General features: G+C 58.4%; 10 protein-coding genes and 1 pseudogene. 10 read left to right on the plus strand and 1 reads right to left on the minus strand.

The genetic code is table 11. The features are described from left to right. Positions 1-39 precede the first annotated feature (39 nt). Entirely contained in the window at positions 40-168 is a 129-nt protein-coding gene (locus IVB45_RS38860) for a hypothetical protein (protein ID WP_256464700.1), read from the plus strand. A 1,442-nt stretch (positions 169-1,610) separates the two neighbouring features. On the opposite strand, the gene IVB45_RS04295 is transcribed toward IVB45_RS38860, so the two are convergent. Continuing rightward, complete coding sequence (locus tag IVB45_RS04295) at positions 1,611-2,678, minus strand: cytochrome-c peroxidase (RefSeq protein ID WP_018457668.1); 1,068 nt, start codon at positions 2,676-2,678, stop codon at positions 1,611-1,613. Positions 2,679-2,925: 247 nt separating this feature from the next. Here IVB45_RS04295 and IVB45_RS04300 point away from each other — a divergent pair, with 247 nt between their 5' ends. The 9 genes and pseudogenes from IVB45_RS04300 (at position 2,926) to IVB45_RS04340 (ending at position 14,389) form a co-directional block, all read left to right on the plus strand. Beyond that, complete coding sequence (locus IVB45_RS04300; protein WP_247359569.1) at positions 2,926-3,258, plus strand: hypothetical protein; 333 nt, start codon at positions 2,926-2,928, stop codon at positions 3,256-3,258. 1,442 nt (positions 3,259-4,700) lie between these two features. Continuing rightward, entirely contained in the window at positions 4,701-4,994 is a 294-nt protein-coding gene (locus tag IVB45_RS04305; protein ID WP_247299071.1) for a hypothetical protein, read from the plus strand. Positions 4,995-6,994: 2,000 nt separating this feature from the next. Continuing rightward, positions 6,995-8,497 carry a nitrogenase molybdenum-iron protein alpha chain gene (gene nifD / locus IVB45_RS04310; RefSeq protein ID WP_018457672.1) on the plus strand — a complete coding sequence of 501 codons (1,503 nt, stop codon included), beginning with the start codon at positions 6,995-6,997 and terminating at the stop codon, positions 8,495-8,497. 80 nt (positions 8,498-8,577) lie between these two features. Further along, a complete protein-coding gene (gene nifK / locus IVB45_RS04315; protein WP_247359597.1) occupies positions 8,578-10,137 on the plus strand; it encodes a nitrogenase molybdenum-iron protein subunit beta in 1,560 nt (519 codons plus the stop codon). A 119-nt stretch (positions 10,138-10,256) separates the two neighbouring features. Next, positions 10,257-11,891, plus strand: coding sequence for a nitrogenase iron-molybdenum cofactor biosynthesis protein NifE (nifE, locus tag IVB45_RS04320; protein ID WP_247359598.1), 1,635 nt, complete (start codon positions 10,257-10,259; stop codon positions 11,889-11,891). A 9-nt stretch (positions 11,892-11,900) separates the two neighbouring features. Further along, positions 11,901-13,238, plus strand: a pseudogene (gene nifN / locus IVB45_RS04325) (nitrogenase iron-molybdenum cofactor biosynthesis protein NifN); the annotation flags it as partial. A gap of 66 nt (positions 13,239-13,304) precedes the next feature. Then, a complete protein-coding gene (nifX, locus tag IVB45_RS04330) occupies positions 13,305-13,700 on the plus strand; it encodes a nitrogen fixation protein NifX (protein ID WP_247299065.1) in 396 nt (131 codons plus the stop codon). A 10-nt stretch (positions 13,701-13,710) separates the two neighbouring features. Then, positions 13,711-14,181 carry a NifX-associated nitrogen fixation protein gene (locus IVB45_RS04335; protein WP_247299062.1) on the plus strand — a complete coding sequence of 157 codons (471 nt, stop codon included), beginning with the start codon at positions 13,711-13,713 and terminating at the stop codon, positions 14,179-14,181. 7 nt (positions 14,182-14,188) lie between these two features. Then, the gene (locus IVB45_RS04340; protein WP_018457678.1) at positions 14,189-14,389 is read left to right on the plus strand and encodes a CCE_0567 family metalloprotein; all 201 of its coding nucleotides are present in this window, start codon (positions 14,189-14,191) and stop codon (positions 14,387-14,389) included. Positions 14,390-14,394: the final 5 nt, after the last annotated feature.

Below are 14,394 nucleotides of genomic sequence, written 5' to 3' on the forward strand. Positions count from 1 at the left end.
GAGGTAATCGAGCGTTGTTGGTTTTTGGGGACGTACCAAATGCTGCTGTGCGACGGCAAACTGCCGCTGGTGTTTCAGGGCACGGCAGCCAAACCGGCGCAGGATCCCATCTCGGTCAAGGCACTGCCGTCCCAACCGGACAGCGGGCGAGTGGTGGAAAAGTCGTGAAGTTTCCGACAGGAGCGGAAGGCAAACGGCTCCAGATTTCGCGCGGAGTGATATCCGTTTCTCCTTGTTTGACGGCGAATGCCCTCGCCGAAGATCGATCGGCGGTAAGTCCTCCCTGCCGACGAAAGCTGGTGCGATGCGTAAAGCAGCGTCGTTCCTGCGTGACTTTCGCCTGGCCTCCGGAGGAGGCCGGGCTTTTTTTGGTGCGCCAGGCATGGCGCGGACCGCCGTGACTGGCGCGATTCGACCGGAGTGGTGTCCGGTCGATGACTTGGAGGTCAGAGTCCTTTCCTGGGCACCATCAACTTCTTGATGTGCAGCAATTCGAGAAGTTATGCTCTTTCAGAGTGTTGCGCTGGCCCCGACTGTGTAACAATGGGGTGTAACATTGCTGTTCAGGGTTGTTCGGCCGATGCGCTGGGACGGGTCTCGCTTTCCTTCATTCGTGCGGCGCATTCCAGCGGACGTCCGCCCCAAGGCTGCGGGCATCGAGCTGGCTATTCCGCTCGGTGATGATTTCGTTTTTGTGACGCCTAGCGAGAGCGCTCAGGCCGTTCGATTTTCCCTCCGCACCCACAGAGCCCAGCGAAGCGAAGTCGCGCATGGAGTCGCCGCGGCCTATCTAGAGGGTGTTTGGCAGGCCGTCCGCAATGACGCTCCCGTGCATCCGACCCACCGCCAGGCAACGGCCTTGGCAGGCGAACTCCATCGCGTCTGGACGGACAGCGAGAGCCGCGCCCGGAGTGTCGCCATAGTTCATGCGCCGGGTGTCGGCTGGCTGGACGCCGGACACTGAGAGTCACGAGGAGCAGGAAGCTCACTGGGCGGCCGTAACGGAGATGTGGGAGAGGGTCGGCCAAAAAAATAGAGAAGCTGCTCGGGCCCATCGTGGACCGCGTCTTACTGACCAAGGGCATCCGCGGCGTGGACAGCGAATCGCGCGCTCTCTTGATGACCGGCTTTGGATGGCGCTGAGGGACGCGTTCGCAAGCCGGCACCGCAACGCTGGCCGCGACTGTTCGTCCGACCCCAAGGCGGGCCTCTGGCGCCCGTGGAAGCGACCATGGACACCCGCCAAGCGCTTGATGCAACGTGGGCTCGATCCGGAGCGGGCATGGCAGTCGGCCTTCAACGGCCGTGGCCTGGTGGAATGCCGGGGCCAGCCACATGAACGACGCTTATCGCGCCGCCTTTTTCGTGCACCTCGGTCTGCCGTTCCTCATTGGACTGCACCGCCATCTCAATCGGGCTTGACTAACCGCGGTTTACGGGTCCGTACGTAGGGTGGTGTGGGAGGGGGAAGCCGCGAGGCTTCCTCCTACCCGATCGCTTGGTTATGAGTGACAGCACGGGATCATTCATTTTAACGTCATTGCGGGACGCCGGGTTCTTGCGTCGCATCTGTTATCATTCGGCAAGATATGAGGCCGGTGCTGTTAATCCTATCTGTCTATTGAAGGCTTTGGCGTCGTGTTCGTCCGGGTGGGTAGTATCGGATACTCGATCTTAGGTAGCCGCCCGGTAAGCGAATTCAGGAACGCGACAATGTCGTTTTCCTCCCCATCGCTAAGCTTGGCGCCGAGCTGGATTTCACTCATCAAGGCAACAGCTTGCTTCAGGCTCCAAACCTGGCCCGAATGGAAGTAAGGGGCTCGCAAAGCAACGTTCCGCAACGGCGCAGCGCGGAAGACATATTCGTCGCCGACCGCCTTGGTGACCGCGAATCGGCCCTTATCGGCTTGCGGAAGCAGGGTTGCGTCCGGCTTCTTCATCACGCCGAACTGGAAGTAGGCCTGTCCACCGACATTGATTCCATTGTGGCAAGAGGAGCATCCCTTCTCCATAAACAGCGCCAACCCTGACTTCTGCTGATCATCGAGAGCATGTGTATTGCCCTCCAAATACTGATCGAACGGGGCCGCAGGTGTGATGAGAGTGGCTTCAAAAGCCTCGATTGCCTTCGCAAAGTTTTCAAAGCTGACCGGTCTCGCCTCGTTCGGGAAAGCATTTTTGAACAAGACGACATAACTGGCCATTGAGTTCAAGGTGTCGAGCACATGATCCGGAGTCGCATTCATTTCGGCACTCGCCTGCACAGGGCCAGTTGCTTGCGCCTTGAGGTCCGCGGCGCGTCCGTCCCAGAATTGCGCCGAATTGAACACCGCGTTGTAGACGGTTGGGGCCCGACGTAGGCCGACCTTCCAGCCGTGACCGACTGAGGTCGGACCGGCATCGACTCCGCCGCTGCCGAGATTGTGGCACGTATTGCAGCTAATGATCTCGCTTGCCGATAGCCGCGGATCGAAGAACAGAATTTTGCCAAGCTCGACCTTTTCATGCGTGACTGGATTGTCCTTTACCGCAGGAATGATTGAGGGGATCGGATGGAAAATCTGCCTGGCGGTTCTCATAAGATCATCGTCCGCGCTAGCTCCTGACGACATCAACAGGCCAATCGCCAAAACAGATGCTTCAGCCACAAGCCGAAGCTCCCGGATCGATTTGTTCATACACCCGCCTCATCAGCTCTGATTGATACGAAGGAAACAGTCGAAAGCGATGCCACACTCTGTTCCCTCAACGGGCCGGCGCAGCATGCACCGGATCCTGTGAAGCGAGGCTGCATCAAATGTTCGATTTCGAGGTGCTCGCTGCCGGCGTTCGCCCAAGAGGCTTTAAGCCGTTATTTGATTCGCGAATTCGCTTTGAGCTTAGATCACGACCTTGGTAGATCAGACTAGCGCCTCAACCTTCGGAATGATGGCCGATCTGACAACAATAAGCGTGCCGAAAAAGGATAATCTGTCCGGTGGCCGCATCGGTTCTCCATTGAGCGATTGGGTGGCCAATACGCTCCAGCGAAGTCTATCCGTGTTGCACCGCTGGTCGCGCTCAGCGCTCACGGTGTCGCTGGACAATAGCAACCCCCATGCCAGTCTTGCATCTGACATGCAAGCTGCTGATTTAGGTACAAAACGAGTCCGGGCTGCCGAACAACGTCGGATGTCTTGCTTTGATGAATACATACAGTGTCACAGATGCGACAAGCGCCAGTCCCGGCTAGACATCATCGCTCAGGAAGTTTTGTGATGAGATCCGATTGCCAGGCTTGCCGGCCACACGTGGCACGGCGGTACAAAGATCTACGCTGGCCTACGGCGAGACACTGAGCCGAGGCGCCCGGCGGTGCGCATCGCTCACGATTTCGCCTCGCCCTGCCGACTGAAGGCTCGCCGACTCAGTTCGGGTCGGCTCTTTGCGCGCCGCCTCCGAAATCGCGCTCGTTTGTAACAGACGAGCCCCGAAGCCTGAACATGGCTTGCCTTGAATCCCACCTGGGGTTCGCTGGCAGAGCAATTGCCCATCTCAAATCTGTTACCAAGACTAGAGTTTGACGGTACGACCGTCCGATTTACTCGGATATTCCCATTCGACACCAGCTGAAGTGCCGGCCTGACACCTGATCGGGCCGCGTGTGGGTTGGGATAAGATAACCATTTCGACCCACTCACGGCCTAGTGGCAGCTTTTGAAATCCTGCGCGCTGGTCGCAAGAATCGCTGAACTTCTGCAGAAGCAATGGTCACTTCGTGCTCTTGCGTTGAAAGACTTCCGTACAAGAGGACATGTTGGTAGGAGATCTTTACATCATGTCCGCAGATGGCCAGGTCGTGAGATCTCATCCGCGTCTTACTGAGGGAAGGACGTGATTGACCAGTTGTCCATGGCTGGTTCAAGTTAGATATGGCGTCGGTGATGGCTGCGATTGACGATCGATTGAATGAGATCCGACACGTGCGGAATGACATTTGGCGCTGTCGAAGAAGGCTTAAAAGCGAGCTGAGTGATCTCGAGCGTAAGGTTCTCGAAGATCGCCTGCTTGAGCGGCAATCTGCCTTTGAACGGCTCCTAGCGACCACGTTTCCTTTTACATTGACACTGTCAAGCAAAATTCGGGAGCCGCAGGTCATTGGCGCGCAAAATGGCGTCGGCTCATAGAACGCATGCGCCTGCGTCAGAAACGTAGGCTCCGTCGCCGCGGACCGCCGCGCCATCATGACCGCCGCCGAGCTGAAATGCGTCGGTCCTCAGCCTTTTCACCGATGTGCTGGCCCGCGGCGCACGGTGAGCGCCGATAATGAAACCGTTCGGGCCGGCCATCCAGGACCACGGCTGGGGGACACCGATTGCGCCTTTTCTGCGAAACCGCGGTCACCATGAGTAGCTTTCATCCGACAGAGCGATCGAAGAAGCTTGAATCGGCCGTAGCGTCAGGTTGTACAGAGCAGGCGAACGATACTCCAGACTAGGTGTAGCCGAATGAGAAGAGCCGCTATCGCTTTTGCATTATGTTCCGCTCTCGAGCTGCTCGGGCTAAGCGCGAGCGCGGTTGCGGACACAAGGCGGTACGCGTGCACGATCACTGCCGCCGATCGAGAGCCGGTCGGAGTTCGGAACGAGCGGGTCATTCTCACGGTTCAATATGGCTGCCGGATCGCGGATGGTCTCTCGCGTGACGCGGGGATTACAGCAGTGTCGGTCAGCGAGTGGGCTGCTGATAAAGGAACGTACCTAGCGTCCCTGGAATTTCACCGCGCGCTGGAGGGAGTTGCAATTGGGCAACTCTCCGAGGCGACCGGCTTCTCTAGCATGGAAGGGGAGCAAGGCATTGCGGTCGCAACTTCCGGCACGACAGTATTCAAGTTCGCATCTGGCTCATTGGCAGCCCTTTCAGGGAAGACCCTTAAATTCACCACCAAACTTACTGGCCTACGTAGCTTCGAATTGGAGTTCATAGATTGGCCAGAATCTCTTTTTTGGAAGTGACTCGTGTCTTACGCTTTATTTCCGCAAGCGCAGAAATATCCAAAGGAGTGAAGAGGGCGACGGACATTCTGCAGCAGATCGCACTGGAGGGGACTCCGCGCGGAGCTCGATCGGATGTTGCCGCTGGTGCTGCGGGTGATCCGTCAAGAGCCTGGGCGCGCATCTTCCACGGCGACACTTCATGTGGAAGATAAGGTTCTCAGCGTGTTCGAGCCGCCGGCCCGAGATCATCCGTAAGGACAAGCCGGCAAGCCCAATGAGTTCGGCAAAATGATCAAGCTGCAAGATTGTCGACTAACTCTATGTCCGGCGGCGCAATGGCGATCTGTTGATCACGGCCATCGCACCTACCAGGGGGCGTGCCGCGGCTGGTGGCGACTGACGCCGGATTCTACTCTGCCAGAACGAGGCCGCTGCGAGAGCATTGGGGGGTATGCATCCCCAATCGACCGAGCAAAAGCCCTGAGCGCAAGCGCGAACAGAAGAAGCGCTGGTTCCGCGATGCCAAGAATGGCGCACCCGGAATGCAGCGCTGGCTCGCCCTCGGTGTAATCTCAACCTCCGCAACATCGGCCGGACGATGAGCAGCCGAGCCGCTCCGTAGATCTCGGACCCATCATGCTCGCTTCAAGCCCCCGCCGTCCAGCCGGCGGGTTTGTTTTGCCCCATGCCGTTGGCCCTAAGGCTGGAAAGCATCAATTTCGCGCCGGGAAGTAGATAAAGTAGGCTATCCACGGGGCCCTATTTGCCGAACGAAGAATATGCGAAGCTTCATTGACGGAGGATGAACGCTCAACGCGAATTTGAGGGCAGCCCGCGCTGATGGAGCCGCTCTAGTGGTGTCCGTCTGTAGTGGGAGCAGCGCCTCGCGCTCATCATCAGATAGGCCTCGTTGTCGCTGCACTCAGTGCCGCGTGCCGGCGTCGGCTCACCGCGTCACGCTCCCGCAAGCGGCGTTAGCAAAAAGTCGACGGGCGAGCGATCCAAGCGCCGAATTGCGTCGGGGCGTGCCTTCCCGAGATGCTGAAGCGAGCTGCAACTGAGCTGCCGAATGACGCAGAACGCCGACCTCTTTACCCCGAATGAGCAAGGGCCAGGAGCTTGCGCCTTTAAGGCTATCGCGGGTTGAGAATCGATCAGCCCCAATGCTCTCCACGAGATCGGGTGTCGCCACTTAGAGCGCGTCTCCACGAGAGATCAACTGGAATGACGAGCGAAGCGAAAGATCGCCTGTAAGTGAAACAACGCCTTCTGACAACTGAGTTCTCTTAGTCATCCAGAAGAGGTGCTGCAACGCTCAACATCACTTGCTCAGTATCGATCGCAAACACCATGGGCGCATCTACGTGCGCTGAACTCTCTCGAGCCGATCGTGTTTGCGATCGCTCGATGGGGCGCCAAGCAAAGCTGCGCACCGGAGTGACGCCGGCGCGCGGGAAGACTCTACCTATCTCGCTGGCGGAGAGCGCAAGTGATTGTTTTGTTTCAGACAGAGCGTTAGCGGGCACGCCTGTCGGTGCCACGTAGGGTCGGGTTTATAACATCCGCATCCTGCCAGCTATCTAGCTCTACAGACGTGGGTTTTTCGTGTTCAACCAGCGCTGGCACACTCGTTGCAAACCCCTGCGCAACAGGCGGCTGTTAGCCCTTTGCATCGACATGCAGAGGGGCAGGCCGCCCCTGATGGCACGCGAGCGAGTAAAGAAGCCGATATGACCAAGGCTGGAGGGCAGGCATGACATCACCGAGACGCGTCTTGGTCAGCGATTCCGTCGACAAATCAACAGCGTCACACATGGCGCTCGCAAGCGCTTAGCCGAGATGAGCTGCAACATTCTGATCGATCGCTGCGGCATGATCCAGAACCCCGCAGAGTTGCGTCCGGTAGGACCGGCCAGCGAGATTGCACGCTTTACACCTCAACGCCGGATCGGAAATCCGTCGGTCTACCGGAAAAGCGCCGCTTCTTCATTTGAGACGACAATCGAAAGGAAATTTGTATGAGCCGAGCAACTACCGAGAGCGTCGCAGAGATCAAGGCGCGCAACAAGCAGCTAATCGATGAGGTGTTGAAGGTCTACCCAGAGAAGACCGCCAAAAGGCGCGCCAAGCATCTGAGTGTTCACGAGGCGGGGAAGTCCGATTGTGGCGTCAAGTCGAATATCAAGTCCATTCCGGGCGTAATGACCATCCGCGGCTGCGCCTACGCGGGCTCCAAGGGCGTGGTCTGGGGGCCGATCAAGGACATGATCCACATTAGCCACGGTCCGGTCGGCTGTGGTCAGTACTCATGGGGCTCGCGGCGCAACTACTACGTCGGCACGACCGGCATCGACACGTTCGTGACACTGCAGTTCACTTCCGATTTCCAGGAAAAGGATATCGTGTTCGGCGGAGATAAAAAGGTCACCAAACTCATCGACGAGCTACAGGAGCTGTTTCCTCTCAACAGGGGCATTACCATTCAGTCCGAATGTCCGATTGGTTTGATCGGTGACGATATCGAGGCAGTCTCCAGAGAAAAGTCAAAGGAATATGGCGGCAAAACCATCGTGCCTGTGCGGTGCGAGGGTTTTCGTGGCGTGTCACAATCGCTCGGCCATCACATCGCGAACGACGCCATTCGAGATTGGATCTTCGACAAGAGCGCCCCAGAAGCCAGCTCTAAATTTCAGCCGACCGCCTATGACGTCGCCATCATCGGTGACTACAACATCGGCGGCGACGCCTGGTCGTCACGGATCCTGCTCGAAGAAATGGGCCTGCGCGTCATCGCCCAGTGGTCCGGGGATGGATCTCTCGCTGAATTGGAGGCGACGCCGAAAGCGAAGCTCAACATATTGCATTGCTATCGCTCGATGAACTACATCTCACGGCACATGGAGGAAAAATTCGGGATTCCCTGGTGCGAGTACAACTTCTTCGGGCCTTCCAAAATCGCGGAGTCGCTGCGCAAAATTGCAAGCTTCTTCGATGATAAGATCAAGGAGGGCGCCGAGCGCGTCATCGCGAAATATCAGCCGCTGGTCGATGCGGTGACCGCGAAGTACCGGCCGCGGCTCGATGGCAAGACTGTAATGCTGTTCGTGGGCGGCCTACGTCCTCGCCACGTCATCGGCGCGTATGAGGACCTCGGCATGGATGTTGTCGGCACAGGCTATGAGTTCGGTCACAACGACGACTATCAGCGCACCGCCCAGCACTACGTCAAGGACGGCACGCTGATCTACGACGATGTCACCGGCTACGAATTCGAGCGCTTCGTCGAAAAGATCCGGCCCGACCTCGTCGGCTCCGGTATCAAGGAAAAATACGTCTTCCAAAAGATGGGCGTGCCGTTCCGCCAAATGCATTCCTGGGACTACTCGGGTCCTTACCACGGTTATGACGGCTTCGCGATCTTCGCCCGAGACATGGACATGGCAATCAACTCCCCGATCTGGGGGAAGACCACCGCACCTTGGAAGGACGCTCCGCGGCCGAGCCTCATGGCGGCGGAATAGGAAAGCCGACGCTCGGGCCCTTTCCTCCGCAGAGGAGGGAAGGGCAGGAGAACGAACACAAGAACCTGAAGAGTGCCATGATGACACAGAACGCCGAACACATCCTCGACCACTCCGAGCTTTTCCGGGGAGACGAATACCAGCAGATGCTGGCCAATAAGAAGGCGCTATTTGAGAATCCGCACGATCCCGCCGAAGTCGACCGTATCGGAGAATGGTCCAAGACGCCCGAATACCGCGAGAAGAACTTCGCCCGCGAAGCGCTAACCGTCAATCCGGCGAAGGCTTGCCAGCCGCTAGGTGCGGTGTTCGCCGCGCTCGGGTTCGAGCGCACACTGCCGTTCGTCCACGGCTCCCAGGGTTGCGTCGCGTATTATCGCAGCCATTTGTCGCGGCACTTCAAGGAGCCGACTTCGTGCGTCTCCTCGTCCATGACGGAAGACGCGGCTGTGTTCGGGGGGCTCAACAACCTGACCGACGGGCTTGCCAACAGCTACAACATGTACAAGCCGAAGATGATCGCGGTCGCCACGACCTGCATGGCGGAAGTCATTGGCGACGACCTCAACGCCTTCATCAAAACATCAAAGGAAAAAGGTTCAGTCCCCGCGGATTACGACGTACCATTCGCTCACACTCCTGCATTCGTCGGTAGCCACATTACCGGCTACGACAACACGCTCAAGGGCATCCTCGAGCATTTCTGGGATGGCAAAGCCGGCACGGCGCCTAAACTCCAGCGCAAAGCGAACAACTGGATCAACTTCATCGGTGGCTTCGACGGCTACACTGTCGGGAACATCCGTGAGATAAAGCGCATCTTCGAGCTGATGGGGATCGGCTACACGATCCTCGCGGATAACAGTGATGTGTTCGATACCCCCACCGACGGCGAGTTCCGCATGTATGATGGCGGCACGACACTAAAGGATGCCGCGAACGCAGTACATGCGAAGGCAACCATTTCCATGCAGCAATATTGTACGGAGAAGACGTTGCCCTTCATCAAGGGGCACGACCAGGAGGTCGTCTCCTTCAATCACCCTCTGGGTGTCAGCGCCACGGACGATTTCCTGATGACGCTGTCGCGTATCACCAACAAGGCAATTCCCAATGCGCTGGAGCGGGAGCGCGGGCGTCTGGTAGACGCAATGGCTGACTCTAGCGCGCATGTTCACGGCAAGAAGTTCGCGATCTACGGCGATCCCGACCTCTCCTATGGCCTTGCCGCATTCTTGCTGGAGCTTGGCGCTGAGCCGACGCACGTGCTCTCGACCAACGGAAGTAAGGGCTGGGAGCAGAAGATGCAGGCGCTGTTCGCGAGCTCGCCGTTCGGTAAAAACTGCCGCGCCTTCCCGGGCAAGGATCTCTGGCACATGCGTTCGCTCCTGTTCACAGAACCAGTCGATTTCCTGATCGGTAACACCTACGGCAAGTATCTCGAGCGTGACACTGGAACGCCGCTAATCCGAATCGGGTTTCCCATCTTCGATCGCCATCATCACCATCGTTATCCAGTGTGGGGCTATCAGGGTAGCATGAATGTGCTGGTCAAGATTCTCGACAAGATCTTTGATGAGATCGATAGAAAAACCAGCTCGGTTGGCAAGACGGACTACAGCTTCGACATCATACGTTGAGGCGAGCGCCCCGCCTCATCGTCCGCAGGAACAGCAGCGCTGTGGCGGGGATCCCGGGTTATCCGCCGGGCCATCCTCTTGGTCTGTGCGAATGTCTTGACATCCCCGAAAGAGACACCATGACTTCGCTTCCCACGACCATACAGGACGTCTTTAACGAACCGGGCTGCGCCAGGAATGCGAGCAAGTCGAACGTCGAGCGCAAGAATGGATGCACCAAGCAGCTGAAGCCGGGCGGCGTCGCCGGTGGGTGTGCCTTCGATGGCGCCAAAGTCGCACTGCAGCCCTTCACCGACGTCGCCCATCTTGTGCATGGTCCAATCGCCTGTGAGGGCAATTCTTGGGACAATCGCGGTTCCGCCTCCTCCGGCTCCGATCTGTGGCGCAGAAGCTTCACCACGGACATGAGCGAGACCGACATCGTGTTCGGCGGCGAGAAGCGGCTGTACAGGGCAGTCAAGGAGATCACAGAGAAATACGACCCGCAGGCCATCTTCGTCTACCAGACATGCGTGCCCGCAATGATCGGTGACGACATCGATGCGGTCTGCAAGGCAGCCTCCGCCAAACTTGGCAAACCGGTCATTCCCATCAATGCACCGGGATTTGTGGGGTCGAAGAACCTCGGCAACAAGCTCGCAGGCGAAGCACTGCTGGAGCACGTCATCGGTACCGGAGAGCCCGATTACACCACTGCGTATGACATCAACATCATCGGCGAATACAACCTGTCCGGCGAGCTCTGGCAGGTCAAGCCGCTGCTCGATGAGCTCGGAATCCGGATCCTGTCGTGCATCTCGGGGGACGGCAAGTATCGCGAGGTGGCTTATTCGCACCGAGCCAAAGCCGCGATGATGGTCTGCTCAAAGGCAATGATCAACGTCGCACGGAAGATGAGGCAGCGCTACGGCATCCCGTTTTTTGAAGGCTCGTTCTACGGTATTGAGGATTCCAGCGATTCACTACGCCAGATCGCGCGCATGCTGATCGAACGCGGCGCGCCGGCCGAGCTGATGGAACGCACGCAAGCCCTGATCGCACGCGAAGAGACCAAAGCCTGGGCTGCGATTGAACGTTTCAAGCCACGCTTTGCCGCAAAGAGGGTTGTTCTCATCACCGGTGGCGTGAAATCCTGGTCGATGGTGTCCGCTTTGCAAGAGGCCGGGCTCGAGATCGTCGGCACGTCCGTGAAGAAATCGACCAAGAAGGACAAGGAACGTATCAAGGAGTTAATGGGCCAGCACGCCCACATGATCGAGGACATGTCGCCTCGCGAGATCTACAAGATGCTAAAGGACGCAAAAGCCGACATCATGCTCTCGGGCGGCAAGTCGCAATTCGTCGCACTAAAGGCGGCGATGCCGTGGCTCGATATCAACCAGGAGCGCTGCCACGCCTATATGGGCTATATCGGGATTGTCAAGCTCATGGAGGAGATCGAGAAAGCGCTCTACAATCCGATATGGGATCAGCTCCGCCAAGCCGCGCCATGGGATGAGTTCGACCGAAAGCGTCAGGCAAGGACGGTTGCGCAGATGTATGCGCAAGCCGCTGATCCAGTTCGAGACGCGAGCAAGAACGGCGTCAATACGATAAGTCTCGCGAATGAAAATGAGGCCAGCGGTGGCGAGAGCGCGATTGCGGCCGATGGCCTGAACCTCGCCAAGCCATGCACCAATTCCACCGCACGGTGCGTTGCTTGTAAGGACATTCGTTCCGATTTGCAGCCCCCTGCGCTGCAGGCGGCGGAGTAGGGGAACGGCATGGCGGTCGTCACTACCTCGAAGAAAGCCTGTTCGGTCAATCCGCTCAAAATGAGCCAGCCGATCGGCGGCTCATTTGCCTTCCTGGGACTGCGCGGCGCGATGCCGCTTTTGCACGGTCCGCAAGGTTGCACCTCCTTCGGGCTAACGCTGTTCGTGCGCCATTTCAATGAAGCCGTGCCGATGCAGACGACGGCCATGAGCGAGGTTGCCACCGTGCTCGGTGGCCACGAGAATCTCGAACAGGCGATCCTCAACATCTACAATCGGCTCGAGCCTGAGATCATTGGTATCAATTCGACTGGCGTCACCGAGACCAACGGCGATGACGTCGAAGCCTTCATCCGGTTGATCCGACAGAAGCATCCGAAGCTCGAAAAGCTCCCCCTTGTCTACGTCTCCACCCCGGATTTCAAGGATGCATTTCAGGATGGCTGGGGCAAGACAGTGGCGCGGATGATCGAGATGCTTGTGGCTCCCGTCGACACGGCGAGACCGCGCGATATCTCCCGCGTCAACGTGCTACCTGGATGCCACCTCACGCCCGGCGATCTCGACGAGCTGCGCACGATTTTTGAGGATTTTGGGCTCAAGCCCTCGTTCCTGCCGGACGTCGCCGGTTCGCTGGACGGTCACATCCCCGACGAATTCACGCCCACCACGATCGGGGGCATTGGAGTGGACGAGATTGCGACCATGGGGCAGGCGGCCTGGACGATCGCGATCGGCGCGCAGATGCGCCGTGCGGCCGAGGCCATGCAGGTGCGGACAGGCGCGCCGTTCCGCCTGTTCGAGCGGCTCTGTGGCCTTATCCCAAATGACGAATTCATCGCCTTTCTGAGCCAGATCAGCGGCCGGTCGGTGCCCTGGAAATATCGCCGGCAGCGTGGACAGCTGGCAGACGCCATGCTGGATGCACATTTCCATATCGGCGGCCGCAAGCTCGCGATCGGCGCCGAGCCGGACTTATTATTCGATCTCTCCAGCTTGCTCCACGAGATGGGCGCACAGGTAAGTGCTGCGGTGACGACGACGAACTCACCGGTGCTCCAGCGGGTCAGGACCGAGGACGTCCTGATCGGCGATCTGGAGGACCTTGAAGAGCTTGCCAGGTCGCGTGACTGCGACCTCTTGATGTCGCATTCACATGGTCGCCAGGCCGCTTCGCGACTCAATGTCCCGTTCTTCCGGGTAGGCTTTCCGATGTTCGATCGCCTTGGCGCTGCGCACCTCACGATGGTTGGCTATCGCGGCACGCGCGATCTGATCTTTGACATCGCCAATCTGATCATCACGGACCGCGAAGCGAACCATGGGCCGACGCCCGACACCTGGCGATCAAGCTGCGGCGGCCCACAGGTCCATCCACCCAGTTGCATTGAGCAGGGAGAGAAAACAACCCGGATGAAAGTTGCATTCGCCACTCAGGACTTGAAGCACGTCGATGCCCACTTCGGCTGGGCCAAGAACATCGTGATCTACGAGGTCGGCCCGGACGGGCATCGGTTTATCGAGGCGATCCAATTCGACGGTGACCTCACCGAAGACGGCAATGAGGATAAGCTCGCGCCGAAGATCGAGGCGATCAGGGAGTGCGCAATCCTCTATGTTGCGGCGATTGGCGGCTCGGGTGCTGCGCGAGTCGTCGCCAGGAACATCCATCCGATGAAGGTGCTGCAGCCAGAGCCCATCCACGACCTTTGCGTCAAACTCGAAACCGTGCTGAAGGGGTCGCCGCCGCCCTGGCTGCGGAAGCTGCTCACCAAAAGCCGGGAACGTACGGTGGATTTCGAAGCCTGAAGGAATAAAGATGGCCGATCCGTCTGAAGTCACTCCAGCCGCCGCCGCCGCGGAATGGCCATTTCTGAAAGAGCTCATCAAGATCTGGCGCGCCCACGACACCCACGGCGCCTGGGAGGGCAAAAAGGATCTTGAACTGCTCGAACCCTACGTTCTCGACAAGCGCAAGCGCCGTGCGCTGCCGATCGTCGGCAATCCCGACCCGGACACGACATGGCGGCTGGAGCTGTTCTTCGACGCCGTTGCGCTCTCTATCGAGAAGGCAACCGGTGTGATGATCTCGCCAATGCTGAAGATGCATCACGAAGGGTTCGGTCGGATCGTGCTGATCGGCGGCCGGCTCGTTGTCGTGAGCAAGCAGCTGCGCGACGTGCATCGCTTTGGTTTCGACCATCTCTCTGATCTCGCCAATCAAGGCGACAAATTCGTCAACAGTGGCGTTGAGATGATCCGTAAGTTCCCGGAAGTGGCGAGTTGTTGAGGCAAGTGTGAGCGATATCGAAACTCTGAAAGCGGAAATAAAGAAGCTGTCGGCCAAGGCGACCCAGGCCAAGATGGACCTCCACGACCTCTCCGAGGAGCTGCCGGTCAACTGGTCGTCGATCCTGAGCGTGGCCCAGAAGGCCCACGCTGCCTTCAGCGAGCTCGAAAGCAAGCGCCAATATCTCGAGGCGCTGGACAAAACATAGCGGAC

It is taken from the genome of Bradyrhizobium sp. 4, assembly GCF_023100905.1.
GTDB lineage: Bacteria > Pseudomonadota > Alphaproteobacteria > Rhizobiales > Xanthobacteraceae > Bradyrhizobium.

Excerpts from the sequence above, each read along its gene's own strand:
- IVB45_RS38860 (WP_256464700.1), top strand. The coding sequence starts at position 40 with ATGCTGCTGTGCGACGGCAAACTGCCGCTGGTGTTTCAGGGCACGGCA.
- IVB45_RS04295 (WP_018457668.1), bottom strand. The coding sequence starts at position 2,678 with ATGAACAAATCGATCCGGGAGCTTCGGCTTGTGGCTGAAGCATCTGTT.
- IVB45_RS04300 (WP_247359569.1), top strand. The coding sequence starts at position 2,926 with ATGATGGCCGATCTGACAACAATAAGCGTGCCGAAAAAGGATAATCTG.
- nifD (WP_018457672.1), top strand. The coding sequence starts at position 6,995 with ATGAGCCGAGCAACTACCGAGAGCGTCGCAGAGATCAAGGCGCGCAAC.
- nifK (WP_247359597.1), top strand. The coding sequence starts at position 8,578 with ATGACACAGAACGCCGAACACATCCTCGACCACTCCGAGCTTTTCCGG.
- nifE (WP_247359598.1), top strand. The coding sequence starts at position 10,257 with ATGACTTCGCTTCCCACGACCATACAGGACGTCTTTAACGAACCGGGC.
- nifX (WP_247299065.1), top strand. The coding sequence starts at position 13,305 with ATGAAAGTTGCATTCGCCACTCAGGACTTGAAGCACGTCGATGCCCAC.
- IVB45_RS04335 (WP_247299062.1), top strand. The coding sequence starts at position 13,711 with ATGGCCGATCCGTCTGAAGTCACTCCAGCCGCCGCCGCCGCGGAATGG.